General features: G+C 71.7%; 21 protein-coding genes. 3 read left to right on the forward strand and 18 right to left on the reverse strand.

Annotated features, from left to right (window positions below; genetic code table 11):
* Window positions 1-99 precede the first annotated feature (99 nt).
* Entirely contained in the window at window positions 100-1,041 is a 942-nt protein-coding gene (locus VO99_RS25735; RefSeq protein WP_046115825.1) for a LysR family transcriptional regulator, read from the reverse strand.
* A 113-nt stretch (window positions 1,042-1,154) separates the two neighbouring features.
* Here VO99_RS25735 and VO99_RS25740 point away from each other — a divergent pair, with 113 nt between their 5' ends.
* Window positions 1,155-2,675, forward strand: coding sequence for a CoA-acylating methylmalonate-semialdehyde dehydrogenase (locus VO99_RS25740; RefSeq protein WP_046115826.1), 1,521 nt, complete (start codon window positions 1,155-1,157; stop codon window positions 2,673-2,675).
* Window positions 2,672-3,208, forward strand: a complete 537-nt coding sequence (locus tag VO99_RS25745; protein ID WP_046115827.1) for a chorismate--pyruvate lyase family protein — start codon at window positions 2,672-2,674, stop codon at window positions 3,206-3,208. Before VO99_RS25740 ends, VO99_RS25745 begins: the two co-directional genes overlap by 4 nt.
* Here the strand turns inward: VO99_RS25745 and VO99_RS25750 are convergent.
* From VO99_RS25750 to tssK, 5 genes are read right to left on the reverse strand one after another with little or no spacing between them, the layout of a single operon-like run.
* Complete coding sequence (locus VO99_RS25750; RefSeq protein ID WP_083440931.1) at window positions 3,201-5,111, reverse strand: serine/threonine protein kinase; 1,911 nt, start codon at window positions 5,109-5,111, stop codon at window positions 3,201-3,203. The two genes, VO99_RS25745 and VO99_RS25750, sit on opposite strands and share 8 nt — an antisense overlap.
* Window positions 5,108-5,827: a type VI secretion system-associated protein TagF gene (gene tagF / locus VO99_RS29225; protein WP_083440935.1), complete on the reverse strand. Its 720-nt coding sequence runs from the start codon at window positions 5,825-5,827 to the stop codon at window positions 5,108-5,110. Before tagF ends, VO99_RS25750 begins: the two co-directional genes overlap by 4 nt.
* Window positions 5,828-5,832: 5 nt before the next feature.
* Window positions 5,833-9,363, reverse strand: a complete 3,531-nt coding sequence (gene tssM, locus VO99_RS25760) for a type VI secretion system membrane subunit TssM (RefSeq protein WP_046115829.1) — start codon at window positions 9,361-9,363, stop codon at window positions 5,833-5,835.
* A gap of 21 nt (window positions 9,364-9,384) precedes the next feature.
* Complete coding sequence (locus VO99_RS25765; RefSeq protein WP_046115830.1) at window positions 9,385-10,701, reverse strand: DotU family type VI secretion system protein; 1,317 nt, start codon at window positions 10,699-10,701, stop codon at window positions 9,385-9,387.
* A gap of 34 nt (window positions 10,702-10,735) precedes the next feature.
* Window positions 10,736-12,073, reverse strand: coding sequence for a type VI secretion system baseplate subunit TssK (gene tssK, locus VO99_RS25770; RefSeq protein ID WP_046115831.1), 1,338 nt, complete (start codon window positions 12,071-12,073; stop codon window positions 10,736-10,738).
* 257 nt (window positions 12,074-12,330) lie between these two features.
* Here tssK and VO99_RS29230 point away from each other — a divergent pair, with 257 nt between their 5' ends.
* A complete protein-coding gene (locus tag VO99_RS29230) occupies window positions 12,331-12,888 on the forward strand; it encodes an OmpA family protein (RefSeq protein WP_232315552.1) in 558 nt (185 codons plus the stop codon).
* Window positions 12,889-12,892: 4 nt separating this feature from the next.
* On the opposite strand, the gene VO99_RS25780 is transcribed toward VO99_RS29230, so the two are convergent.
* The 12 genes from VO99_RS25780 to VO99_RS25835 all read right to left on the reverse strand — a co-directional run bounded on the left by VO99_RS25780 (window position 12,893) and on the right by VO99_RS25835 (window position 25,442).
* The gene (locus tag VO99_RS25780; RefSeq protein ID WP_046115853.1) at window positions 12,893-13,279 is read right to left on the reverse strand and encodes a DUF4280 domain-containing protein; all 387 of its coding nucleotides are present in this window, start codon (window positions 13,277-13,279) and stop codon (window positions 12,893-12,895) included.
* Window positions 13,280-13,293: 14 nt separating this feature from the next.
* Entirely contained in the window at window positions 13,294-14,055 is a 762-nt protein-coding gene (locus VO99_RS25785) for a PP2C family protein-serine/threonine phosphatase (RefSeq protein ID WP_083440933.1), read from the reverse strand.
* A 28-nt stretch (window positions 14,056-14,083) separates the two neighbouring features.
* Complete coding sequence (gene tagH / locus VO99_RS25790; protein ID WP_046115832.1) at window positions 14,084-15,784, reverse strand: type VI secretion system-associated FHA domain protein TagH; 1,701 nt, start codon at window positions 15,782-15,784, stop codon at window positions 14,084-14,086.
* A 62-nt stretch (window positions 15,785-15,846) separates the two neighbouring features.
* Window positions 15,847-16,638 carry a hypothetical protein gene (locus VO99_RS25795; protein WP_046115833.1) on the reverse strand — a complete coding sequence of 264 codons (792 nt, stop codon included), beginning with the start codon at window positions 16,636-16,638 and terminating at the stop codon, window positions 15,847-15,849.
* Window positions 16,638-18,308, reverse strand: coding sequence for a hypothetical protein (locus VO99_RS25800; RefSeq protein ID WP_046115834.1), 1,671 nt, complete (start codon window positions 18,306-18,308; stop codon window positions 16,638-16,640). Before VO99_RS25800 ends, VO99_RS25795 begins: the two co-directional genes overlap by 1 nt.
* Window positions 18,309-18,336: 28 nt before the next feature.
* Entirely contained in the window at window positions 18,337-18,768 is a 432-nt protein-coding gene (locus tag VO99_RS25805; RefSeq protein WP_046115835.1) for a hypothetical protein, read from the reverse strand.
* A 16-nt stretch (window positions 18,769-18,784) separates the two neighbouring features.
* Entirely contained in the window at window positions 18,785-19,219 is a 435-nt protein-coding gene (locus tag VO99_RS25810) for a tetratricopeptide repeat protein (RefSeq protein WP_046115836.1), read from the reverse strand.
* Window positions 19,216-19,674, reverse strand: a complete 459-nt coding sequence (locus VO99_RS25815) for a tetratricopeptide repeat protein (RefSeq protein WP_046115837.1) — start codon at window positions 19,672-19,674, stop codon at window positions 19,216-19,218. The genes VO99_RS25810 and VO99_RS25815 overlap by 4 nt, the downstream gene beginning before the upstream one ends.
* A gap of 9 nt (window positions 19,675-19,683) precedes the next feature.
* Window positions 19,684-20,955 carry a DUF6861 domain-containing protein gene (locus tag VO99_RS31565; RefSeq protein ID WP_052736633.1) on the reverse strand — a complete coding sequence of 424 codons (1,272 nt, stop codon included), beginning with the start codon at window positions 20,953-20,955 and terminating at the stop codon, window positions 19,684-19,686.
* A 27-nt stretch (window positions 20,956-20,982) separates the two neighbouring features.
* Window positions 20,983-23,034: a type VI secretion system Vgr family protein gene (locus tag VO99_RS25825; RefSeq protein ID WP_052736634.1), complete on the reverse strand. Its 2,052-nt coding sequence runs from the start codon at window positions 23,032-23,034 to the stop codon at window positions 20,983-20,985.
* Window positions 23,027-24,364, reverse strand: coding sequence for a tetratricopeptide repeat protein (locus VO99_RS25830; RefSeq protein ID WP_046115838.1), 1,338 nt, complete (start codon window positions 24,362-24,364; stop codon window positions 23,027-23,029). Before VO99_RS25830 ends, VO99_RS25825 begins: the two co-directional genes overlap by 8 nt.
* 22 nt (window positions 24,365-24,386) lie before the next feature.
* Window positions 24,387-25,442, reverse strand: coding sequence for a PI-PLC domain-containing protein (locus VO99_RS25835; RefSeq protein WP_046115839.1), 1,056 nt, complete (start codon window positions 25,440-25,442; stop codon window positions 24,387-24,389).
* Window positions 25,443-25,482 lie beyond the last annotated feature (40 nt).

Below are 25,482 nucleotides of genomic sequence, written 5' to 3' on the forward strand. Positions count from 1 at the left end.
TCGCGAGTTCGAGTCTCGTTTCCCGCTCCAGAATGCAATGCAAACGGGGAAGCCAGTGGCTTCCCCGTTTTGTTTTGTGTCTGCCTTGCGTGCGTCGGATCAGGGCGAGGCGAATCCTGGCGCCAGGGCCCGACGCAGGCATTCCACCACCTCGTGCACTGCGCGCGGCGTGTGCGGGCTCCAAGGGCGGATGGCATGGATGGCGTCGCCGAAGAAGCCGACCGGGCGCCAGTCCGGGAGCACCACGCGCAGCCGGCCGGAGCCCAGCGCGGCGGCTGCGCTGAAGTCCGGCAACAGCGCGATGCCCAGGCCATCGATCACCGCGTCACGCAGCACTTCGGAGTTGTTGGCGCGGAACGGGCCATGGACGGTCACCTCGATGCGCTCGGGCTCCGCAGCCGCCTGCGCCTGCCGTTCGAACTGCCAGATGGACGGCCCGGGGCGCAGGTAGGCCAAAGCGTCATGTCCGGCCAACGCCGATGGATGCTCGGGCAGGCCGCGCCGGTCGAGGTAGTCGGCGCTGGCCACCAGCAGGGTGCGGGAGTCGCAGAGCTTCCAGGCGACATGGTCGTCGGGCGGCGCATGGGTGTGGCGCACCGCCAGGTCGAAGCCTTCGCGTGACAGCGGCACCAACCGGTCGGACAGCTCCAGGTCCACGCGGACGGACGAAAACGCGCGGTGGAAACCCGCCAGCGCCGGTGCGATGTACTGGCGGCCCAGCGCCACCGGTGCGGTCAGGCGCAGCACGCCGCTGGGCGTGGCGGCCAGGTCGCGCACGCTGGCAAAGCTGCGCTGGATCTGCTCGTAGGCGCCCCGCGTCTGGTCCACCAGCTGCTGGCCGGCCGGCGTGAGCCGCACGCTGCGGGTGGTGCGCTGCACCAGCGGAACGCCGGCCGCCCGTTCCAGTTCGGTGATGCGCTGGCTGACCGCGGCCTTGCTCACCTGCAGCCTGGCGGCAGCCGCGGTGTAGCTGCCCGCCTCCGCCAGGGCGCCGAGGCAGTGCACATGAGCCCAGAGTTGGTCGGGAGACGTCGTAGTCATCGGCTGATTGTTCACCGCACTGAACAATGCGTCTACGCGCCATGGCTGTGCATCGCGCTGCGCGGCTTCTAGACTCGCGGCCTCGCATCACCGCATCAGCAGCTGGAGACACCATGGGCGCACCCGAAGCCTTCACCCGTACCACCGACGTCGGCCATTGGATCGGCGGCCAGCCGAGCGCCGGCAATGGCGGCCGCAGCCAGGCCGTCTACAACCCCGCCACGGGTCAGGTGGCGCGGCAGGTGCTGCTGGGCAGCGTGGACGACGTGAACGCCGCGGTGGCCGCGGCCAGCGCCGCCTTTCCGGCCTGGGCGGACACGCCGCCGATCCGCCGCGCCCGCGTGATGAACAATTTCCTGGCGCTGATGAACCAGCACCGCGACACCTTGGCGGCGATGATCACCGCCGAGCACGGCAAGGTGTTCACCGATGCGCAAGGCGAGGTCACGCGCGGCATCGAGATCGTGGAATTCGCCTGCGGCATTCCGCAGCTGCTGAAGGGCGACTTCACCGACCAGGTGTCCACCGGCATCGACAACTGGACGTTGCGCCAGCCGCTGGGCGTGGTGGCCGGCATCACGCCGTTCAACTTCCCGTGCATGGTGCCGGCCTGGATGTTTCCGGTGGCGCTGACCTGCGGCAACACCTTCATCCTGAAGCCCAGCGAGCGCGATCCATCGCCCAGCCTGTTCATGGCCGAGCTGCTGAAGCAGGCGGGCCTGCCCGACGGCGTGTTCAACGTGGTGCAGGGTGACAAGACGGTCGTGGATGCGCTGCTGACCCACCCGGACGTGAAGGCGCTCAGCTTCGTCGGCTCCACGCCGATCGCGCAGTACATCTACGAGACCGGCGCCCACCACGGCAAGCGGGTGCAGGCGCTGGGCGGTGCCAAGAACCACATGGTGGTGATGCCCGACGCCGACATCGAGCAGACGGTGGATGCGCTGATCGGCGCGGCGTACGGCTCGGCCGGCGAGCGCTGCATGGCCATCAGCGTGGCGGTGCTGGTGGGTGAGGTGGCCGACCAGATCGTGCCGCTGCTGGCCGAGCGCGCCCGTGCGCTGAAGATCAAGAACGGCATGGAGCTCGACGCCGAGATGGGCCCGATCGTCACCCGCCAGGCGCTGGAGCGCATCGAGGGCTACATCGCGCTGGGCGTGGAAGAGGGCGCGCAGCTGGTGGTCGACGGCCGTGGCCACCAGGTGGCGGGGCATGAGGAAGGCTTCTTCACCGGCGGCACGCTGTTCGACCACGTGACGCCGACGATGCGCATCTACAAGGAAGAGATCTTCGGCCCGGTGCTGGCCTGCGTGCGCGCGAAGGACTTCGCCGAGGCGGTGCAGCTGGTCAACGACCACGAGTTCGGCAACGGCGTGGCCTGCTACACCCGCGACGGCAACGTGGCGCGGGAGTTCGCACGGCGCATCCAGGTGGGCATGGTCGGCATCAACGTGCCGATCCCGGTGCCGATGGCCTGGCACGGTTTCGGCGGCTGGAAGCGCAGCCTGTTCGGCGACATGCATGCCTATGGCGAGGAAGGCGTGCGCTTCTATACCAAGCAGAAGTCGATCATGCAGCGCTGGCCGGCCAGCACGCCCAAGGGCGCGGAGTTCGTGATGCCGACCTCGAAGTGACGCCGGCGGCAAGGCAGTCGGTACGCCGCTGGCAGCGGGCCCCGGGCTCGCTGACCCAGCGGCTTTTTGCGTGGGGTGGTGAAGTGCGCGTGCAGCGGTTGCTGCAGGCGGTGGCGCCGTTGCTGCCCGGTGAGGCGTCCGATCTGGGCGTGCCGCCCGGCACCCGCTGCCTGGTGCGCGAGGTGGTGCTGCACGTGGGTGATGCGCCGGTGGTGTGGGCGCGCAGCGTGGCGCCGCACAGCGCGCTGCACGGGCCGTGGAAGGCCCTGGTGGGCCTGGGCCAGCGACCGTTGGCGGCGCTGCTGTTCGTCGATCGGTCGGTGCGCCGCACGCCGCTGGTGGCGGAGTGGCACGGGCGCGGGAGCCCGTGGCATCACCGGGCCAGCGACGCCTGGCAGCAGGTGGCGGGCGGCCACTGGCCCGGGCCGGTGGTGGCCGGGCGCAGCTCGGTGTTCTCGCGCGGCGAGGCGCCGCTGCGGGTGTTCGAGGCCTTCGTGCCCGGCATCTCCGCGCCGGTGCGCGGGCTTACCTGACCACGTCGACGCTGAAGCGCACTGCGCCGTAGGCGGTGCAGGCGTCGCCTTCGCACGGGCCGGGGCGGCCGGCGAAGGTGGAGCCGGGGCCGGTGTGGGCGGCGGCCAGGGCGGCCGCGTCGGCGCCGGTGGGCAGGAACAGGAAGGTGTCGCGCTTGCCGCGCAGGTGGTCGAAGCTGCGTGGCACGGCGGACACGATGACGACGAAGTCCTCGCGCCCGGCGGGCTCCGAGGTCTCGATGGCCGCGTCCGCCGGCGGCAGCGTGAGCGGCTTGCCCGCGCTGATGCGATTGGCCCGGGCCATCGTGTTGGGATGCAGCAGCACCAGCGAGCCGTCGGGGCCCTTGACCAGCGTGTAGACGTAGCCGTCGCGCGACGAGGTGACGGTGTAGCGCAGCCGGTCGCGGCCGATGCGCAGCTGCGGTCGCGCAGAGGACGCTTCCACGCTGAAACCCGGCGTCTGCGCCTGCACGATGCGGTCGAGTTCACCGTCGACGGTAAAGGGCAGGTTCGGCGCGGGGATTGGTGCGGGCGCAGGCGACGGGGCGGGCAGGGGCGCCGGCGCCGGAGACGGCGTGGGTGCCGGCGCAGGTGCCGTCGCCACCACCGGCGGCGCGGGCGGCGGCTTGCCGGGTGTCAGCGCGAAGAACGCGCCCACACCGCCAAGCACCAGCACGCCGGCGCCGATGCCGATCCACCGGCCCGAGCGGCCGCCGGCCGTCGTCGCCCCACCGGCGGCGGCGGCGCGCCCTGCGGCCGAAGCGGGCGTGCCGGTCGCGGCCGGCGGCGGTGGTGCCTCGCCCTGCAAGACCGTCTGCACGTCCGGCGCGCCGCCGGGGCCCAGGCCCATGTCGGCGCGGAAGGCTTCGATGCTCGGCGTGCGGTCTTCGGGCCGCACCTTCAACGCCCGGTCGACCGCGGCCAGGAAGGTTCCGCTGTAGAGGCCGCGTGCGGCCTCCGTCAGCGGCTGGTAGCTGTCGCCCATCATGCGGCCGACCGACACCGGTGGCGTGCGGCCCTGGATGGCGAAATACACCACCGCGGCCAGCGCATAGACGTCGGTCCACGGTCCCTGCTTCATGCTGGGCACCTCGGCGTATTGCTCCAGCGGCGCATAGCCGGGCTTGAGGATGACGGTCAGCGCCTGCGTCATGTCGCCGATCACGCGGCGGGCGGCGCCGAAGTCCAGCAGCAGCGGCTTGCCGCTGCCGGCCAGCAGGATGATGTTGTCGGGCGCGATGTCGCGGTGGTAGCAATGCTCGGCGTGGATAACGGCCAGCGCCTCGGTCAGCGGCGCCAGCAGGCCGCGCAGCCAGGCTTCGTCGGGCGCGGCGCCCATCTCGCGCAGCTTGTCCTTCAGCGTCATGCCCTCGTAGAAGGGCATCACCATGTACGCGGTGCCGTTGGCTTCCCAGAAGCGGTAGACCTTCACCAGCGACGGGTGATCGAACTGCGCCAGCAGCCGGGCCTCGTTGACGAAGCTCTTCAGGCCGGCCTCGAAGGTCTCGCGGTGACGCTCGCTCTTGACCGACACCTGCGTGCCGCCCTTGCGCGCCGCCAGCGCCGAAGGCATGTACTCCTTCAGCGCGACGCGGCGGTGCAGCGAGTGGTCCTGTGCCAGGTAGACGATGCCGAAGCCGCCTTCGCCCAGCACCCGCGTCAGCTCGAATTCGCCGAGGCGGGTGCCCACCGGCAAGGCGTTGCCGTTGTCGTCGGGCGAGGCCGCAGGCGGGCGCGGGGGCGGCTGGTCGGTGCCCAGCAAAGGCGACGGTGCGAAGACGGTGCGCTCATCGTCGGCCGCAGCGGCTGCGGGTGTCGGCGCGTCGGCGGGCGTGGACCCGGCGGCAGGCGGCACCGGTGGCCGGATGAGGGTGCGATCATCGTCGTCGTCAGTGGAACTCATCGTGATGCGTCTGCGTTGGCCGGGCCATTGTCCGCCAGCGGCTGCGGCAGGCCGCCGAACAGCAGACCGGGCAGGCCGGCGGTGGCCAGGCCTTCGGAGCGCAGCAGCTGCGGCGTGGCCAGGTCCGCTTCGGCATACCAGTAGGCGGCGCCGCGGGCCTGCATCAGGCCCGCGGACAGCCAGTCGGCGGCCACGCGCGCCGCCCCATGGCGATGGCCACCGAGCGCCAGGCGCTGCACCCCGCCGGCGGCGGGCGCTGCGAGCAGCGGCGGCGGGCCGCCTGTCCACGGCGGTGTGCCGATGCGCTGCAACTCGGCTTCCAGCGCGTCGATGGTCCAGTCCTCGTGCAGCGCATCGGCCGCGGCCTCGTCGATGCGCAGCAGCCAGGCCCACAGCGCTTCCATCGCGTCGGTCTCCGAAGGCAGGGCGGGCAGGGGCTGCGCGATCGTCAGCGGGTAGTAGCGGCCGACGCGGTCCACCGAGGGCATCAGCACGCCGGCCCAGGGCTGCTCGTCCATCACGCCGGGCATCAGCAGGAAGCGCCAGCTCGGGCTGGCGAGGTAGCCGTCCAGCCAACCCGGCTGCTGCTGCAGGCCGGCCAGGCCGGCCGACAGCCATTCGTCCCAGCGCTGCACGAAGGCCGGCGGCAGCCGGCGGCTGGCGAAGTCGCCCAGCGTCGGCAGCTTGCCGTGCCAACCGGCGGCGGGTGCCTGCACCGCGCTCACAAGGCGCCCGGGCAGCGGAACTGCTGGATCTCGCGCAGCCGGAAGGGGTTCAGCACGCTGTTGGCGGTGACGTCGAAGCGCACGCGCTGGCCTTCCAGCGTCATCAGCACGCTGAATTTCTCGGGCTGGGCCGAGGGCTGCACCTCGAAGCGGTCGAACAGCCGGAACAGCGCCCACGGCCCTTCGAACACCAGCGGCGCCGCGCCCGGCGTGCTGCTGAGCCTGACGGTGGAGGCGACCCGCTGGCTGGGCCAGCTCACGGTGGCGGCGCTGGCCGCGCCGGGGGTGAACTTCACCACCTGGCCATCGATGTCCAGCGTCACCTCCTGCAGCGTGCCCAGCTCAGCCGCGCGCAGATCCAGCTTGAAGCCCGGCGTGCGCCCGCCGCCGCGGAAGAAGGCTTCCTTGATGCGTGACGCACGCTGGAAATCGGCCAGTGCCGCGGGCGCAGCGGGGCGGGTGCCATCGGCCAGCGGCTTGTAGGTCCAGGTGGCGCCGCTGGTGTCGACCAGCGCGGCCAGCCGGCGGTTGTAGAACTCGTCGAGCAGGCCGCCGGGCGCGAAGAGCTGGCCGAAGTCTTCCGGCAGCACGTCGGCCCGCGAGCTGGGCGCGAACGGATAGCGGTTGGCCACCGCGCGGGTGCAGAAGTCGAAGATCGGCTTCAGGTCGCCGGTCATCACGTCGCGCTCGGCCACGCGACCTTGCTTGGCGCTCACGTCGGCCAGCTGTTCCAGCATCGAGCGCACCGGCTCCGGCTGCTGCGCGGCCACCAGCTTGGCGGCGCCGCCACCGGCCGGCGGCGGCGGCGACTTGCTCTTCTGCGCCGCGTCGATGGCCTGCAGCTGTGCGAACACCTCGCCGAAGGCCTTTACCGTGTCGTCGATGGGCGCCGGCTGGCCCTGCACCTGGCGGCGGATGCTGGCGAAATGGTCGTCCACCATCTTCTCGACCGGCCCGGCCGACGGCGCCACGGCGGGCCCGCCGCCGGCCAGCTTGGCGAGGTCGGCCTTGGCCTGGTTGGCGGCCTGCGCGGCCTTGTCCAGCGCACCCGGCGCCGCGGCAGGCGGCACCAGCGTGGTCTCCTGCGCCACGGCGGCGAGGTAGAGCTTCAGCGGCGAATCGACGCCCGACAGCAGCCGCGCGACTTCCATGCTGCGCTCCAGGCTCGTGAGCTTGACCAGCCGCACGTCGGCCAGGTACGCGTCCCAGGCCTTGATGTAGTCCTGCAGGTACAGGCGCCGCACGCGGTCGGTGAGCTCATTGCCCAGCAGGGCATTGGCGGCCTGGCCGGCGCTGGCCTTGCGGCCGAACACCCATTGCTCCTCGGCCTGGAGCTGCGCGGCCGACAGGCCCACGCTGCCCTGGAAGGCCTGCACATAGCCCTGGCGCGTATAGAAGCCCGGCACGCCGCGCGACAGCGGCTCGCCGCTGGCCCGCTCGAACACCTTGTCGGCCTGCGGGCCGGCCTTGGCGGCCACCGAGAACTCCGGCAGGTCGCCGCGGAAGCGCCGCTTCAGCCGGCTGTAGATGCGGTACTCGATGGGGAAGGAGGCCAGCATGTCGCGCACGCTGGTCACCAGCGCGGTGTCGATCGGCCGCGCGCTCTGCGGCGCGCCCTGGGCCAGCAGCGCATCCAGGTGGGCATCCAGCGCGGCCCGCTGCTCGGGCGGCAGGTTGCGGAACTGCGCATCCCAGTCGATGCCGATCCAGGCCTTGAGCGTGGGTGCGTCGAACTGGTCGGGCGTGTAGAGCATCAGGTAGGCCTTGAGCGCCTCGTAGGCCTGCTCCAGGTTGTCCTTGTTGGCCGCGCGCAGGCGCTCTTCCAGCCGCTGGGCCACGCGCGGCAGCAGCGCATGTTCCAGCAGTCGGCGGTAGCCCAGGCGGGCGCCGGCATCCAGCTTGTCGCCCTGGTACAGGCCCAGGGTGTCCAGCAGCGGCGGATCGTCGAGCGAGAAACGTTCACTCTGCGCGGCATTACGCACCGCCGTGAGCGCCGGTGCGATCGGCGCAGGGTCGGCGCTGGTGGCCGGCGGCAGTGCGTCCACCGCCTGCTGCAGCGCCGGCAGCCTGGCGGCCACTTCGGCGTCGTAGGCCTGGTTGCGCACGTAGCTCACCGCCCAGCCCACGGCCAGCGCAGTGCCGGCCACGGCCACGGTGGCGAAGCCGGCCATGCGCAGCGCGAAGCGCCGCCGCTCGGCCTGCGGATTGGCTGAGACCAGGTGCGCCTCCGGGAACACCACGTCCTGCAGCAGCCGCTTGAGGAAGAAGCTCTTGCCACGGGCACCGGCCAGCGTGGCCGCACCCCGGCGCTCCAGCCCGAAGGAGCGCGACAGCAGCCCCATCACGCGGTCGATCGGCGTGCCTTCCTGCGTGCCGCTGGTGAAGTACACGCCGCGCAGGTCCACCCGGTCCTGCAGCGCCGGCGCGGGGCCGAACACCTGCTGCAGGAAGCCGGCCAGCACCGGCTTCAGGCTCGCGAATTCCTGCGGGAAGGCGAACATCGCGGCCCGCTTGGCCACGTCGCGCTCGGCCTGCAGCCGGTCGATCAGCCCGGCCGACAGGCGCTCTTCCAGCGCGCGGAACTGCGCATCGAAGTCGGCCAGCGGGTTCTCGGCCGGCTGGGCGCCGTGCGGGAAGGTGAAGCCCCAGACCTGGTCGCGCTCTTCCTTGCCCAGCGCGTCGAAGCTCTCCATGAAGCCGGCGATCAGGTCGGCCTTGGTCACCATCACGTAGACCGGCGGGCGCACGCCCAGCTTGGTCTGCAGCTCCTGCAGCCGGGCGCGCAGCGCGGCCGCATGCTCCTGCCGTTCGGTCGCGCCCTGCTGCAGCAGGTCCTGCACGTTGACGGTCAGCAGCACGCCGTTGATCGGCCGGCGCGGCCGCGACTTGCGCAGCAGGCCGAGGAAGTTGTCCCAGGCCGAGGCATCGACCTGGCGGTCGGATTCCTGCGTGGCGTAGCGGCCGGCGGTGTCGATCAGCACCGCATCGGCGGTGAACCACCAGTCACAGTGGCGGGTACCGCCCACGCCCTTGACGGCCGCGCCCTGCTGGCTGTCGGCGCCGATGAAGTCCAGCCCGGCATGCAGCAGCGCCGTGGTCTTGCCCGAGCCCGGCGCGCCGACGAAGACGTACCAGGGCAGCTCGTACAGCGCGTCCGATCCGCTGAGCCAGCGGCGACCCCGGCCGCCGGCCTTCAGCTTGGCCACCGCCTCGCGGAAGCGCTGGTCCAGCACCTGCGCTTCCTGGTCGCTGGCGCTGGGGCCCGGCGCGATGCCCTGCAGCAGCGCGGCATTGGCCTGCTTGCGGCGCCAGGCCAGCCAGCCCAGGCGGCCCAGCCACAGCAGCCACATCAGCACGATGACGACCGCGCGCGCCATCGCGCTGCCCAGCGGCCGCGACACCTGGCCTGCCGCATCGGCACCGAAGGCCAGCAGCGGTCCCAGCCACCAGACGATGGCGCTCAGCGCCAGCACCGCCAAACTGCCGAGCACGGCAGGGCCCAGCAACACGTTCAACACACGTTTCATGGACTGTGGCTCCGGCAGGCTTCAGCTTTGCGGCGGCGAAGCCAGCGTGATCTCGACCCGGCGGTTCTTGGCGCGGCCGGCGGGCGTGTCGTTGCCGTCCACCGGCTCGCTGTCGGCACGGCCCTCGGCGCGCAGCCGTTCGGCCGGCAGCGTGGCGGCCAGCAGCGCCTTCACGCTGTCGGCCCGCTCCTGCGAGAGGTGCCAGTTCGACGGATAACGCACCGAGCGGATGGGCTGGTTGTCGCTGTGGCCGGTGACCAGCACCGGGCCGGGCAGCGGCTTGAGCGCAGCGGCGATGCGGCCCAGCAGCGGCTTGACGCGGTCGGCCACGTCGGCGCTGGCGGGCTCGAAGAAGCCGTCGCCGCGGATCACGATGACCGAGCGGTCGGCATAGTCGCGCACCTCCACCAGGCCGGCCTGGATGTCGGGTGCCAGCAGCCCGGCCAGGCGTGGCTGGGGCGCCGGCACCGGCGGCGGCGCGGGCGGCGGCGCCTTCACGTCCAGCGACTGCAGCGCCTGGAAGGTGGGATCGGTGCGGGCATTGATGGCCATGCGCAGCGCGATGAACACCAGCATGAGCACCAGCGCCGTGACGGCCGCCACCACCCACACCGGGATGCCGTCGCGCAGCCGCTGGCCCGCGGCGCGCACGCCGACCCAGGCGGGCGACAGCTCCTTGTCCACCGCGGGCGTGGCCTGCTTCAGCATCTGCGCCAGCCGCTCGCGCACGGTTTCCAGCTGCGCGCGGCCGTTGTCGATCACGCGGTAGCGGCCCTCGAAGCCAAGCGCGAGCGCCATGTACATCAGCTCCAGCAGGTTGCGGTTGGCGGGCACGTTCTCGGCCAGCTTGCCCATCAGCTGGAACACCTTCTCGCCGCCCGACACCTCGTTGTGGAACAGCACCAGCAGGCTCTGCGAGCCCCAGGCGCCCGAGCCGCCCCAGGGCGTGCTGCTGGCGCATTCGTCGATGAAGGTGCACAGCACGTAGCGGCCGGCGATCACCTGCTCGTTGGGCAGGCCCTGCGCACGCGTCGTGGCCTCGAACTGCTTGACGCCTTCGGCCAGCGCCGCGCGCAATGCGGCCGGATTGGGATGGTGCGGCATGGTGCGCAGCCGCGCCGCCGTGCCCAGCAGCGGCGAGGCCGCCTGCAGCAGCGGGTTGAAGCCGGCCACGCCGGGCAGCTCGGGCAGCGGCGCGGCTTCAAGCGCGGGCGCGGCGCCGGGCATGGCCGCGGGCTGGCCGGGTGCGGCGGCACCGGGCCGCATGCCGCGGCCGGCACTGGGCTTGATGACGGTGCGGTCGGACTCGAAGGCCGAGAACGGATCCTGGTCGCTCATCGCTCAATGTCCCGCTGGTCGGTGCGCCGGGCCGTCATGGCCGGATCGCCCAGAACTCGAACTCGATGCCGGGGAAGTCGCCCGACACATGCATGGCCAGGCCCGCGGAGCGTTCCAGCTGCTGCCACAGCTCGCTGCCGCGGGTCTCCAGCTCGAAGTAGCTGAAGCCGCCGTGGTACGGGATCTGCCGCGGCGCCACCGGCATCGGCTTGACGGCCACGCCCGGCAGCGCCAGGTTCACCAGGTCGCGGATGCGTTCGGCCGGGCCGATCTTCACCTGCGACGGGAAGCGCGCCCGCAGGGCTTCGCTCGGCATCTGCGCATTGACGGCCAGCACGAATTGCGCTCGCCGCTGCAAGTCGACGTCCGCGATGATGGCCACGCGCACGCCGTGCTGGCGCTCCTGCAGCTCGATCGGGATGGCGGTCTGCTCCAGCACCATCGACAGCGATTGCCGCAGGTCACCCATCACCGCGCGGAAGCACGGCGCCAGGTCGTCATGGCGGTAGGGCGGGTAGTCGATCGGGCGCTTGCGGTCGCGGAAGGTGGACAGCTCGCCGGCCAGCTGCAGCAGCACCGTGTACAGCCGCTCGGGCGGCAGCACCGGCAGCTGCGGCAGGTGGGCCAGCAGCGGCTCGGTGCGGTTGAGCGCCTGCAGGAAGACGAAGTCGGCGATCTCGCCCACGCCGGCGCGGCCCGGTTGCGCCAGCCGTGCGGCCAGGGCTTCGCTGCGCTGGCGCACCATGCCCAGCACCTCGCGCTGGTAGCTCTCCAGCACCGGATGCGCGGCCACGTGCAGCATCGGCGGCACGTATTGCGCATCCAGCACCACGCGGCCATCGGCCCGGCGCTCGACGATGCGGGCGGCGCCCAGCTGGGTGAAGCCTTCGTTCGCATCGCGCGCCAGCATCAGCCGCAGGTTCAGGCGTCCGATCTGCAGCGGCGCCTGGCGCAGGCTCACTGCATGGCTGTCGGCCACTTCCACGTCGCTGGCCAGGTAGCGCGGCGGCATGGTGGGCGTGGCGTCCTCCACGTCGCTCTCGGCCACGCCGGGGCGGGCCATCGCGGCCACCAGCAGCACCGGCTCGTCGCGGGCGTCGGCCGGCACGTCGAGCGCGGGCGGCGCGGCGTCGTGCGAAGGAATGTGGAAGGGCGTGCCGTCGGGCAGCACGCCGCTGGCGCTGGTCAGGGCCAGCTTGCCCTGCAGCAAGGCGGCGTCGTCCAGGGCCAGGGTGGTGAAGCCCCAGTAGTGCGGTACCACGGCATTGACACGGGCATCGACGAGTCGGGCGGTGTGTCGGTCCTGCTGCTGGAAATGCTGGGGCTGGAGGAACATGCCCTCCGTCCACATCACCTTGTTGTGCCAGGTCATGGATGTTTTGGTTGTGTGCTGGGCCAGCGGCGGCCGGTGGCAGCCGGAGCCGGCGGAACCGGCGCACCCCACATGCGTGTCAGCCCCGCAAAACGAGGTGGCAACGATACACGCCGATGCTTGCAGCGTCACGCTTTGCGCGATAGGAAAAGGCGTCCTGATTCCCTCCTGCGTGGGATGCTGCGCAACGCTGGCCGACTATCATTTGCCTTCGGTGCGGCGCGGTCTGCCGCATGAATGCTCGTTGGGGAATCGACATGAAACGCTCGCCCACTGTGTTGCACGCCGGCCGTAGCGCGGCCGTCGTCGTGTGCCTGGTGACCTTGCTGCAGGCCAATGCCGCCGATGCGCTGGACATCGGCAACCAGGTGCCCGATGCGGAGGCGGTGAAGGAAGGCCTGTTCCCGGAAGACGCCTGCAAGGAGCTGGAGGCCGCGGGCTTCAAGTGCATGGGCTTCAAGCCGGCGGTGCGCTATTCGCTGCCCGCGGCTTCGTTCAAGGTGGGCTCGGCCGAGCTGCCCGAGATGCTGCGCCGGCAGCTCGACGTGTTCGCCGACGTGCTGCGCGGCAAGAAGGGCACCGGCCGCACCGTGCGCATCGAGGGCCATGCCGATGCCTCCGGCACGGCCGAGGCGAACAAGGCGCTGTCCGAGCGCCGGGCCGAAGCCGTCAAGACCTACCTGGTGGACAAGGGCGCCGACCCCGCGATGCTCGAGGCGGTCGGCCTGGGCGCCACCACGCCCAAGATCAGCAGCGACCCCTTCGCCGCCGAGAACCGCCGCGTGGAGATCGGCCGCATCGGCGCCAAGCCCTGAGGGATCAGGGAATCTGGTGGGTCGCCTGCCCGGCCTGCACGAACTCGATCACGCCGCCCCAGATGCACATCAGCTTGCTGGTGTCGTCCAGCGCCGGCGCATTGCACAGCATCACCGTGGGTGCGCCCGGCACCCAGGGCGCCGGCGTGGCGGGCACGCAGGGCATGGGCGTGAGCACGCCCAGCGCGGCTGCCGTGGCCGCGGCCACCGTCGGATTGGACGGCGACTGGCACATGCCGAACGGCATCACGTTGGTCATCGGCACATGGTCCAGGATGTTGGCCGCCACCATGTTGCTGGTCATCACCGTCTTCGGCGTGGGCATGAGGCTGCTCGGCGCCATGCCGAAGCTGCACTTCAGCAGTCCGCCCATGCAGGTCTGGTTCGGCATGCGGTGTCCTTTGCTCAGTCGGCCGCGGCGGCGGCGGTCCACACCGTCAGCGCGGTGAAGTTGTCATGGCTGGCCTTCTGCCGCGTGGCTTCGGTCACCACGCGCTCCAGCGCGGCCAGCCAGGCGGTGGGGGTGCCGGCGGTCAGCAGCGTGGCCTCCAGCGTGGCATCGGGCACGTGCTCCCACAGGCCGTCGGTGCACAGCAGGAACACGTCGCCGGGCAGCACCTCGTGCGGCTCGCCGCTGTCGCTGACCTCCAGCACGTCGGAGGCAGTGCCCAACGCCGAGCGCAGCTCGCTGCGCTGCGGATGATGGCGGGCCTGGTCGGCGGGCAGCAGGCCGGCATCCACCAGCGACTGCACCAGGCTGTGGTCGCGCGTGCGGGCATGCAGCCGGCCGCCACGGAACCAGTACAGCCGTGAGTCGCCGGCATGGGCCCAGTGCACCCGGTGGCGTACGAAGTCGATCACCAGGCCGACCACGGTGCTGAACATGTTGGCCCGCTCGGTGTGCGGCGTGCGCGCCTCGATCACCGCGCGGTTGGTGTCGAACACCAGGTCGGTGAGCTGGCGCGCGCCGGTGGTGGGCCGGGCGGCAAAGCCCTGCAGCATGCGCTCGACCACCAGCCGCGCGGCCACGCCGCCGCCGCCATGGCCGCCGGCGCCATCGGCCAGCACGCAGCACAGCTCGTCCACCGAATGCCAGTGGCCACAGGCATCCTCGTTGGCCTTGCGGCCCCCCATCTCGGAAAGCAGGGCGACTTCCAACGCCAGCATCGCGGGCTCTCCTCAAGTGGAACGAGGGTCACTCGTCCTGTTGCAGCTGATCGATGTGCGCTTCATAGGCCTTGCGGAAGGCCTTGCCGAACAGCTCCTGGAAGTCGTCGGCGGCCTCGGCCGACAACTGCGAATAGAGCTGCTGGAACTGCTCCCACAGCTGCGCCTTGCGGCCCGAGGGCAGCAGGCCGGCCAGGCCCGAGCGCTTGCTGATCTTGGCTTCCAGCACCGCGGGGTCGAAGCGCTGCAGCACGCCCTCGAGCGCGGCGCGCATGCCGGCCATCACGCCCAGCTGGTGCGCACGCAGGTCGTCGAAGGCATCGCGCATGGCCTCGGTGGGGCCCATGAAGCCGGGCGTGGGCGCGCCCAGCAGGTGCTTGAGCGCCACCTCCACGTTGGGCGAGAACTTCAGCGGGTTGTTCTCGCGCGCGGCCATCAGCGTGACGTCGGCGCGCATCTCGCGCTTGATGGCGGCGCGGGCCACCAGCAGCTCCACCGCGCCGCGGGTGGACTCGCGCAGCAGCGCGCCCACGCGGCGCAGCTGGTCGGCATCCAGCCCGCGCAGCTCGGCCGCCGGCAGGCCCAGGCCCTCGGCCAGCGCGGCCAGCAGCTCGTCGGGCGCGGGCGCCGGCGTCGTGCCCACGGCCGCAGCCCGCGGCGCCGATGGCGGGCGGATCATCGTCCGCGGATCGGCCTCGGCCATCCAGCCGGCCTCGAGCGTCGGTGCGGGTGCAGGGCTCGGGGCCGGTGGCTCCGGCGGCGGCACGCGGCGCACGCCGGGCAGGGTGACGACCTTGGTCTCGCGCGAAGGCTGGTCCCAGGACAGCACCGCACCCGGCGGCAGCGCCGGCGGGGGCAGCGGCGCAGGTGCCGGCACCACCGGCGGCGCCATGGCCGGCGCGGGCGGCACGGCTTCGCGCAGGGGTGGCGCCATCCACGGCGTGTTCAGGTCGGACACATGGTCGGAAGCGCTGGGCGCGACCGGCGTGGCCTGCAGGCCCAGCGCGCGCAAGGGGTCGGCATCGGCCGCGGTGTTGGGGCCGGCCAGCGGCGCGGCCAGCGGCGAGCCGGCGAAGGGGTCGGCACCGCTGCCGCCGAGATTGAACAGCGCATCCAGCGAGTTGCCGGCCGAGGGGGCCTGCAGTGGCAGGTCGGGGATGTAGGGGCTGGAGCCGCCCGCCACCGGTGGCTGCGCGCCGAAAGGCGTGGCAACGGAGGCCGGCGCCGGTGAGGGCGCGAACGGATCCCAGTCGTCGGGGATCACGCTGGCTGCGCCGGCCGCGGGCGCCGGCGGCGCGGCCACTGGCGTGGGTCCGAAGGACTGGGTGAACAGCGGCGGCGGCGGGCGCGGCGGTGCGGCCGGTGCCTTGGCGCCGGCGTCGCCGAAGAGGTCGGCGAACAGGTCCTTGGCCGTGGTGTGCTGGCCCAGGCTGACGCCGATCAGGTAGCCGCCGATCTGCAGCGTGTCGCCCTGCTTCAGCGGCGCCTCGCGGCCGTTGCCCAGCGGCGTGCCATTGACCAGCACCGGGTTGCTGCCGCGGTCCACGAGCGCGAAGGCGCCATGCCGGAACACCACCTGTGCATGCACGCGAGAGATGGAACGGTCGGGGTCGGGCAGCACCAATTGGTTGTTGTCGGCCCGGCCGACGGTGCCGCCCAGTTCGTCAAAGGTCGCGGAGAGCGCGGCCGTGGGTTGGCCGTTGAAGCTCTGGACGGTGAGGACGATCATGGCTGACGACGGCAGGGCGGGTAAACAGACGTTGCAAGCATAGCGGTCCGTGTTGCGGTGCGTCAGCGCATGACGTGGCAATGGCCTTCCACCACGCCCACCCGCAGCGGCCAGGCGTGGCTGCTGCCGTCGGGCGCGGCTTCGGTGCGCAGGATGGGCTGGCCGGCAGCGTCCACGCACTCCAGCAGCCGGCCGCCGGCGCAGGGTCGCAGCTGCAGCTCGGTTGGTGCCGGCAGCACCATGCGCAGCGCCTTGGTGGCATACAGCATCTGGATGCGGGCACGCCAGCGCGCGGCCAGCTTGGCCACCGGCTTCTGGTAGGCCACCGCCAGCTCCTCGAAGCGCAGGCGCGCGGCCTGCACGAAGGGCTCGGGATCGCCCTTGGCCAGCGACACCGCCAGGCCCTGCACGAAGGCCGCCACCAGCGGCTGCACCGCGGCGGCATCGGCCACCGGCGGCAGGTCGAGCCAGCGCCAGCGCGGAAAGCTGATCGGCAGCTCGGTGCTGCGCTGGGCGGCCAGCGGGGCGGTGTAGATCTCGCCCTCGAGCACGCCCAGTTCCAGCTCGGCCAGCGTGCGGGCGCTCAGTTCGCTGCCGGGCTGGCCGATGCGCGGCAGCAGCAGCCGCGCCTGGGCCGCCAGACCCTGCGCGGCCAGCCGCGGCGCGGCCGGCAGGCCGGGCGCGCGCGGGTCGAGCAGCAGCGTCAGCTGATTGGTGCCCGACAGCAGGTATTCATGCACCGGCACATTCACCTGGCCGCCGCTGGCTGGCGTGCGGACCACCGGGATGTCGTTGATGCGCGCTTCGGCGGCACAGCCCACCGAGCGCAGCCGCAGCAGCAGCAGGCGTTCCATCAGCCCAGGCTCCAGTCCAGCAGCAGCAATGCGGGCAGCAGCGCCAGTTGGCGCCGCGTGTGGCCCAGCAGGGGGTCGTGCAGCGTCACCGGTGCCAGCACCGGCTCCAGCGAGGCGCGCACGAACCATTGCCAGCCGCTGCCGCCGGATTGCCGCGGCCGCAGGCCGGCCTGCAGCACCAGGGCGCCGCTGCAGGGGCCGGCCTCGCGCCACACCAGGCCGTCGTCATGGGCGATGGGGTCGAGGCTCAATTGCCAGGGCAGGCGCAGTTCCATCGACAGCGGCAGCACCGTGTCCAGCAGGCCGGGGCGCAACGTGTCGCGCAGCAGCGTGCGCTGCAGCGGGGCCTGGCCTTCGGCCTGCAGCGCCACGCGCGCGCGGCTGCCGCCCAGGTCGATCTCGCCCTCCAGCGACAGGGCCAGGCTGCAGGCCAAATCCAGCTCGCCCGCCACGCGCAGCAGCGCTTCGCCCGCCAGCCCGCCGGGGCCTTCGCGCCAGCCCCAGGTGAGCGCGGCGCGGCCGGTGAGCAGGCCGGGCGTGGCGCGCATCGTGGCCGCTTCGGCGCTGCGCTGCCAATGGGTGAAGAGGCTGTCCAGGCCCTGACGCCAGGCCGCGGCAAGCGCCTGGTCGAAGCCGGCGGTCCATGCCCGCGAATCGAGGGCGAAGCCGTCGTGCTCGATGTGGCAGCGGGTGGCCGGGCCGGTAGCGGCGGGCGGTGCGGCATGGCCGGCCGGTGTGGGCCAGGCGGCCTCCGGCGCGGCCTCGCGCTGCAGCGCGAACAGCCACTGGTCGGCGGGATAGGCCCACACCTGCGCCTGCTGCGGACCCAACGGCACGCCCGTGTCGCGCAGCCCGCAGGTGGGCAGCTGCAGCAGGCACACGGCGGGAGACACCTCTTCGGCCAGCGCCAGGCCCAGGCCGGTGGCGGGCGGCTGCGGCGGCATCGCCATCACCGGCCAGCTCGCGGCGCGGGCCTCATGGCCCTGCCGGTGTGCCAGGCCTTCGGCACCCAGCCAGCGCACGGCCGGATGCCGCTCCCCGCAGCCGGCATGCAGCGCCTGGCGCACCTGCAGCCGGGCCAGCGGGCCCTGCTGTGCGGCATGCGTGAGCACTGCCAGCACCGATGGCGCCGGCTGCGTGGCGTCGATGCGCAGGGCCGGAGGCGCGGGCGGGCCGGGCACGCGCTGCCACTGGCCGTCGAGCAGGCAGTATTCGTGGCGCCACTCGGTATCGAGCACACGCAGGTCGATCGCCTCGATGTCGCAGGCGGTGCGCGGCAGCGGTACGGCATCGGCGTCCTGGCTGCGCGCGTGTGCATCGGCTGCGTCGAGCAGCGCGCCGTCGGCACGCACCAGCGCCGCCGCGTCGCCGCCGCTGCGCTGCAGTTCGGCCTGTGCGCGGTGCAGCAGCTGGTGCAGCTTGACCTGCGGCAGCAGGCGCTCGTCGGCCAGCAGTGCCAGCGCCCATTCATGCTGCGGCCGGGTCTCGAAGCCCGGGCCGAAGGCGAAGCTCAGGTTGAGGTAACGCTGCTGCGACAACGCATCGGCCAGGCCATGCCGCGCCGCATGCTGCGCAGCCGTGGTCAGGAAGGCCTCGCGCCGCTCGCCCAGCCGCTCGGCCACGGCGGGCCAGTGGGCCGCGATGCGCTCGAAGGCGTCGGATGCAGGCATGGCGCGTGGTGTACCGGGCATGGCGAGGTCAACGCCTCCAGAACGGCGCGCCCTGCAGCGCGTCGTAGTCGGCCAGCGGCCGCTTCTTGTCGAGCATGAAGGCCGGCATGTCGGCACGCACGAGGCGCAGCGGCTGGTCGATGCCGAACTCGGCATGGAACGCGGCTGCGGCGTGCGCGGCCTCGTCCAGTTGCTGCAGCAGCGGCACAAGAGCCGCACCGGCAGGCAGCTGCTCCAGCTGGGGGCTCAGCGCGCCGAAGGCGGCACATGCGCCCGGCAACTGGTCCACCAGGAGATAGCGGCGGTAGAGGCGGTCGGTCACGAGCTCGGGCGGCACTTGCGCGGGCCACAGCAACCCGGGCGTGGCCACGGCCTGGAAGAAGGCTTCGACCTGCGAAGGCATGCCCAGCAACAGCAGCGTGTGGCCCCCGAGCACACCGATGAGCGACTGTGTGGTCACGGGTGGCTGCGTGGCGTCAATCCACCAGGCCGGCCTGGCGCAGCAGGCCGAGCCAGCCTTCGCCGCCGGGCTCGGCGTGGAAGATGTCTTCGCCATCCAGCATGTAGGCGCGCAGCAGGTGCTCGCGTGCTTCGGCCTCCTGGCCCAGGCGGCTGCTGGCCTGGCCCAGCCGGTAGTGCACGAAGGGGTTCTCCTGCGCGCCGGGGCCGTTGAGTGCGTCGAGCAGCGCGGCACGCGCGGCCGCGAAGTTGCCCAGCTGGAAATAGGCGTCGCCAATGGCGGTCTGCAGCCAGGTCCAGGCCTCCCATTGCACCGCCGGGGGCGGCAGCAGTTCGAGCGCAGCCTGCCAGGCCGAGATGGCGGCCGCCTGCCGGCCAGCGTCGAAGTGCTGGTTGCCTTGTTCCGACAGAACTTCGATCCGCTGATGCAGGGCATCGGGCAGCGAGTTCATGGCTTGGATGCGCCGCCGGCGCGCTGCAGGTAGAACTTCAGGTACTTCGGGTCCTCGTCCTGGAAGGGCCGGCGCTTGAAGCGCTTGTACAGCGCCTGGAAGCGCTGGAAGGCCGTGTCGAGGTCACCGGTCTCGTAGGCCAGTGCGGCGCCGATGAAATCAGCTTCCGAAGCATCGGGCCCGGGGCCGTAGGCCTCGCGCATGCGTTCGAGCCAGAGGGCGGCCTTGTCGAACTGCCGGGTTTGCATGAAGAACGCCACCAGTCCCGACGCCATCGACTGCGCATGGCCATGTGCGGGCTTGGGCTCCGGGATCAACGCCCAGGCGGCCAGGAACTCTGCCTCGGCCTGTGGCAGGTCGCCGGCGGCCCAGGCCGCACGGCCTTGGCTGGCATGGGTTTGCAGGGCCTGCAAGGCGGCGTCGGACAAGGGGATGGGTGCGGGGGATGAGGTCATCGGCGGGCTTCACTTCAACGGCGGCAGGTAGCGCTCGGTCTGGCCCAGCACGGCACCCGCCGAGCGATTGAGCCGGTAGTAGTCCAGAGTGTAGTTATCGGGGTTCAGCATGAACTCGCGCACCTCCGGCGACTTGGCGCCGAACTGGCGCAGGTGCTGGTTCCATTGCGTGACCGCGTCCTTGCCGGCCACATGCGTCATGTCGGCCTTGGCCAGCGGTTGCCAGCTGCCGTCGCTGGCCAGGATCTCCGGCTTGCCGGTGATCAGGTTGTCGCGCAGCGTGCCGTCGGTCCGCATGCGGGCCTGCACCTGCCGGCCGGTGGCCGAGTCCTTGCCCGGCGTGCGACCCATGTAGCGCGTGCGCGCGCTTTGCGGCCGGCCGGCCGCGGCGGGGGCCGGCGTGGGCGCCGGCGCGGGCGGGGGCGGTGCCGCCGGGCGCAACTGGGAAGGTGTGCTGGTCGCGCTGCCACCCGCCGCGCCGCCGCTGCCGCCGCTTTGCGGGCGCAGCCGCGGGTTGCGCAGCAGCGACTGCGCATTGGCCGCCACCCAGTCGGCGAAGCCGGCGCCCAGGCGGCTGCTGCGCAGCGCGGCGATGAGTTCGTCGGCCGAGCCGGCCGCGCGTGCGCTGGCGCCGGTGGCCTGGCCCATCGTCAGCCGCGCCACGATGGCCATCAGGATCAGCATCATCAGCCGCGCCACTGCATCGGCCATCAGCCGGCCGGCGGCCTGCACGTCGGCATCGCGGCGCGGCGTGCCGTGCGCGTCCCAGGCCAGGCGCACCGCCTGCATCACCATGCCGCTGACCTCGCCCAGCCCGCGGCCGATGGCCGCCGCCAGGAAGCCCAGGCCCAGCCACGCCAGCACCGCGATGCCCACGTCGGTGCCCAGCGTGGCACCGGCCGCCGCACCGGGCACCGCGCCCACGCCACCGGCCAGCGCGCCCACCGCGGCGCCGATGGCGCCACCCAGCGCGGCCGAGGCGCCGACCACCGCCATCATCATCAGCAGGCCGGGCAGCAGGCCTTCGATCAAGGACTGCAGCTGGTAGCCGGTCTCGCGCAGGATGGCGGCCGGTGCCTCGCGGGCGCCGAGCGCGGCGGCCTCCTGCACGCAGGCGGCGCGGCGCCACAGCACCAGCGGATCGAGCCCGCTGGCGGCGCCGGCCTGCACCGCCACCAGCGCGCCGGGCAGCGCAGCGGGTGCGCGCTGCAGGGTGCCGTCCTGCGTGAACAGCGTCTGCTGCGCGCCGCAGGTGGGGCCGGCAAGGCGGTACTGGGCCATCTCAGGCGCCGCGGCGGGCCGGGTGCATCAGGCCAGCGGATCGGTGGGGGCCTCGGGCGCCTCGGGTGCCTGGATGGCCTCGGGCGTCTTGGGGCTCGCGCCGTTGCCGGCGCCGGGACCGCCGCCGGAGTTGATGAGCACCATGGCGCCGGTGATGGCCACGTTGGCCGGGCCGATGACCACCGAGCCGCCGCCGCACTTCAGCGTGAGCATGGCGCCCGCCTCGATCACCACGTTGGCACCGCCCTTGATGTGCACATTGGCCGCGGCCTCTACGCCCAGGTTGGCGCCCACCTTCTGCACCATGTCCGCGCCCGACTTGGCCGACACCGCCGCCCCCGACTCCAGCACCAGGTCGCCTGTGACCTTCAGGCCGTAGGCGCCGCCCACCTGGTTGGCGCTCTTGCCGGTGATGTCCAGGCTCTGGTCGCCGCCCACGCTTTCCTTGCGGTGGTTGCCGATCTTGCGCTGCACGTCGTTCTTGATCTCTTCCTTCTGGTCGTTGGTGACGATGCGGAACTCGTCGTTGCCCACCCAGACGGCCTTGTCGTTCTTCACGTACTGGTAGAAGTCCTTCTCGGCCTGGAACCACACGTATTCGTTGTCCTTCTTGTCCTCGAAGCGCAGCTCGTTGAAGTTGGACACCGCGCCGCCGGTGGTCGACATGCTGCGCACGGTGGACACGGTCTTGTTGGCCGGCAGCGCATAGGGCACCGTCTGCGTCGCGTTGTAGACGCGGCCGGTGACCAGCGGCCGGTCGGGGTCGCCCTCGATGAAGTCGACCACTACCTCCTGCCCGATGCGCGGCAGCGCGATCATCCCGAAGCCCTTGCCCGCCATCGGATGCGACACGCGCACCCAGCAGGAGCTGTTCTCGTTCCGCTGGTCCAGCCGGTCCCAGTGGAAATGCAGCTTCACGCGGCCATGCTCGTCGGTGTCGATCTCCTCGCCCGAGGTGCCCACCACCACCGCCGTCTGCGGCCCCGGCACCGTGGGCTTGGGCGTGATGCGCGGCGGCCGGTATACCGTGCTGCCGGGCACGGCGGTGAAGCTGCAGCGGAACCAGGACGAGGCCTGGCCGGATTCCTGGTCGGTGAAGCCGGCGTCGATGCGGGTGGACACCAGCACATGCTCGGCGTTCTCGGCATCGCGAGGATGGTCTTGCAGCGTGAAGCGGCTGCCGGTGGCCAGGCCGCGCACATTGCCCGAGCCCGACTTGCGTACCGCGGCGGCGGCCAGCTCGTCCAGCCGCAGCGCGGCATAGCGGTCGCCGTCGGCGCTGGTCTGGTAGTCGCCCGGCGGGTCGTAGTGTTCCAGCGCGCCGTCGGCCCCGGTGCCGTTGCCGGTGGCCTGGGCCTGCAGCGAGGTGTCGGGCGTGGTGAAGTTGTAGTCGTCCAGCACCACCTTGCCGGTGTGCACCTCCAGGCTGCTGCGCCATTCGGTGATGGCTTCCAGCTCCAGCATGCCGTCCAGCGATTCACGGAAGGGCACGGTCTCGTGGCCGGGGTAGGGCGTGTGCGCGGACATCGCATCCACGATCACCAGCGTGTGGTTGGCCTCGGTGTGCTCGAAGAAGTAGTACAGGCCTTCCTGCTCCATCAGCCGGCTGACGAAGTTGAAGTCCGACTCGCGGTACTGCACGCAGTACTCGTAGGTGGGCAGCGTGGTGCCGAGGTCGAAGCGCACGCTGTGCACATAGGCGCTGAACACGTCGGCCAGGATCTGCTGCGCCGTCTTGCCCTGGAAGATGCGCGTGTCCGCCCGCCGCGTCAGCAGCCACAGCCACGGCCGCAGCACCAGCCGCGCCGCCAGCAGCCTGCCAGCCACGCCGTCGATGCCCGTCGACGCCACCACGCCGTGGAAGTGCCGCGCGCCATCGTCCGCCAGCCGCAGCGTGACGTGTGCCGGCTGGCCCAGCAGGCTGTCCAGGTCCACCGAGGGATCGTCCGCCAGCGCGGCGACGTGGAACTCGAATGGACGGCCCAGTTCCTCGTGGGCGGACAGGCTGCGCACCCGCAGCACGTCCTCGCCCAGCGGCGTGGTGAGCGTCATCAGCGGCGTGGCGCTGGCTTCAGGCATCTTGTCTCCGGGAGGTCACCAGCCAGCCCGCCACCTGCTGGCCGGCTTCCTTGCGCAGCGCCACCGAGGCGAGCTGCACATGCGCCAGGCCGGCAGCCGCCAGGCTGCGCTGCACATAGTCCTGCGTGTGGCTGTAGCGGCCGTGCGGCTCCAGCAGGTGGTCGGCGCCGGCGCTGCGCGCCTCCACCGTGAACACCAGCAGGCCACCGGGCCGCAGGCTGCGCGCGGCCGCACCCAGCACCTCGTCCAGCCGGCCGAAATAACACAGCGTGTCGGCCGAGACGATGACGTGGAAGGCCGACGGATGGGCGGCCAGCCAGGTGGTGAGCTCGGCGGCCTGCAGACTGTCATAACCGCCGCGCAGGCGGGCCTGCGCCAGCATGCCGGGCGACAGGTCCACGCCCACCAGCCGGCGGGCATAGGGCCGCAGATGCTGTGCGCACAGGCCGGTGCCGCAGCCGGCATCCAGCACGTCCAGCGTGGGCTTGGCCGGCGGGGCGCCCAGCGCCTCGGCCAGCGCATCGCCCACCAACTGCGGCGCGCGGTACTCCAGCGCGGTCAACCGCTCGTCGAAGCTGCCGGCGAAGCTGTCGAACACGTCGACCACGTAGTCGTTGGGCGCCCGCTCGGGCACGCCGTCGCCGGTGACGGCCGCCAGGTGGTGGCGGGCCTGCACGCTGTCGGGCTCCACCGCCAGCCATTCGCGGAACACGCCGGCCGCCTCGGCCAGCCGGCCGGCCTGCGCATAGACGATGCCCAGCAGCCGCCGCGAGCGCGTGTCCTGCGGCTTGAGTTCCAGCGTGCGCGCGAAGTGCACATAGGCCTCGGGCAGCCGGCCCACGCGCGACAGCAGCGAAGCCAGGTTGAAGTGCGCGTCGGCGTAGTCGGCGTTGCGCTCGAGCACGGTGCGCAGCGAGGCCTCGGCCTCGTCGAAGCGCCTGAGCCGCATCAGCATGCAGCCCAGGTTGTTCAGCACGTCGAGGTTGCCGGGGTCGAGGTCGAAGCTGCGCTCATAGGCATCGGCCGCCTCCTGGCCGCGGCCGGCGTCCAGCAGCGCATTGCCCAGGTTGTTCTGCCAGGCCGCCACCGTCGGGTCCAGCCGTACCGACTCCTGCAGCAGCGGCAGCGCCTCGGCCCGCTGGCCGCGCTGGTGCAGCAGCATGCCCAGGAAGTGCATGGTGTTGGCATCGCCAGGCTGGAAGGCCAGCAGCCGGCGGTAGAGCTTCTCGGCCCCTTCCCAGCGGCCGTCGCGGTGCAGGCCGATGGCCATGCGCAGCGCCTCGTCGAAGGTCACTTCGGCCTGGGGCGCAGGGGCTGGGGGGCGTTGCATGCCGGCAGCTTCCGCAAGGCGCTCAGGCGCGGCGCTGCAGGTAGTGGCGCACGCCCGGATCGTTGATCAGCACGATCTGCTCGCTGGTCGTCGGGTTGACGAAGTCGTAGCTGATGACGTTGGGCAGGCACATGCGGTCGCCGCGGCTGGCGGCCACCACCTTCCACTGCGCCTCGTCCGCCTTCTCGGGCTTGTAGGCGAAGTGCTTGACCGAATGCTGCTGCAGCAGCTTGATCATCTTCGGTGTGTTGGCATGCGTGCCGCCGGTGAGCTTGAGCGGCGACTTCGGGTCCACGCCGCCCGGGGCCTTGGTGTTGCTTTCCACGTAGCCGCCGGTCTGCTGCCAGTACAGGAAGAACAGGTGGTCGTCCGGGTGGCAGGCATGTTCGTTGGCTCCCTTCAGGCCGTCGGCGATCACGTCGTTGATCGACACCTTGCCTTCGAAGCAACCGCAGATCGGCAGGCCGTCGGTGACGTTCTGCCCGTTCGAATACTTGTAGAAGCCGTGGATGCCCTTGGCCTGGTCGATCTGGCTGTCCTTGTTGCTGCCGATCGTCTTCTTCTTGAAGCCGAACTTCTTGACGTCGAAGATGCAGATGGCCTTGCCGCGCAGGTCGCCGATGCGGGCATTGGCCAGGTTGCCGTTGCCCTTGTACAGCCGCTTGGCGATGGGATGGTTGAGCACCTCGTCCACGATGCCGGTGGAGCGGTCGGTGTGGGAGATGCGCAGGATGACGAATTCGCTCCCCCGTGCGCCCAGGAAGCCGTCCACGTCGTCCAGGATCTTGCGCGAGGTGGCGCCCACGCCCCCCTGGCCGGCCGTCTGGTGGTAGCCGCGCACCACGCCGCCGTCGGTCTTCAGCCGCACGTCGAAGAAGCGCGAGCCGGCGCGGCACTGCTCGCCGATCGTGCCGCTCTGGGTGATCGAGCGGGACTTGGACACCACGTACTTGGTGAAGCCGCTCTTGCTGAAGTCGTCGCCGTCGTAGATGGTGGCGTCGTGGCTTCCCGGCATGGTGATGTTCTTCAGCAGCAGGTCGTCGCGCAGGGTGGCTGACCAAAGCGTGAGGTCGATCATGTCAGTGGAACTCCCGTGGGGGTGGCTGTGCAGGACTGGT

The sequence above is a fragment of the Aquincola tertiaricarbonis genome (genome assembly GCF_000969605.1).
GTDB lineage: Bacteria > Pseudomonadota > Gammaproteobacteria > Burkholderiales > Burkholderiaceae_C > Aquincola > Aquincola tertiaricarbonis.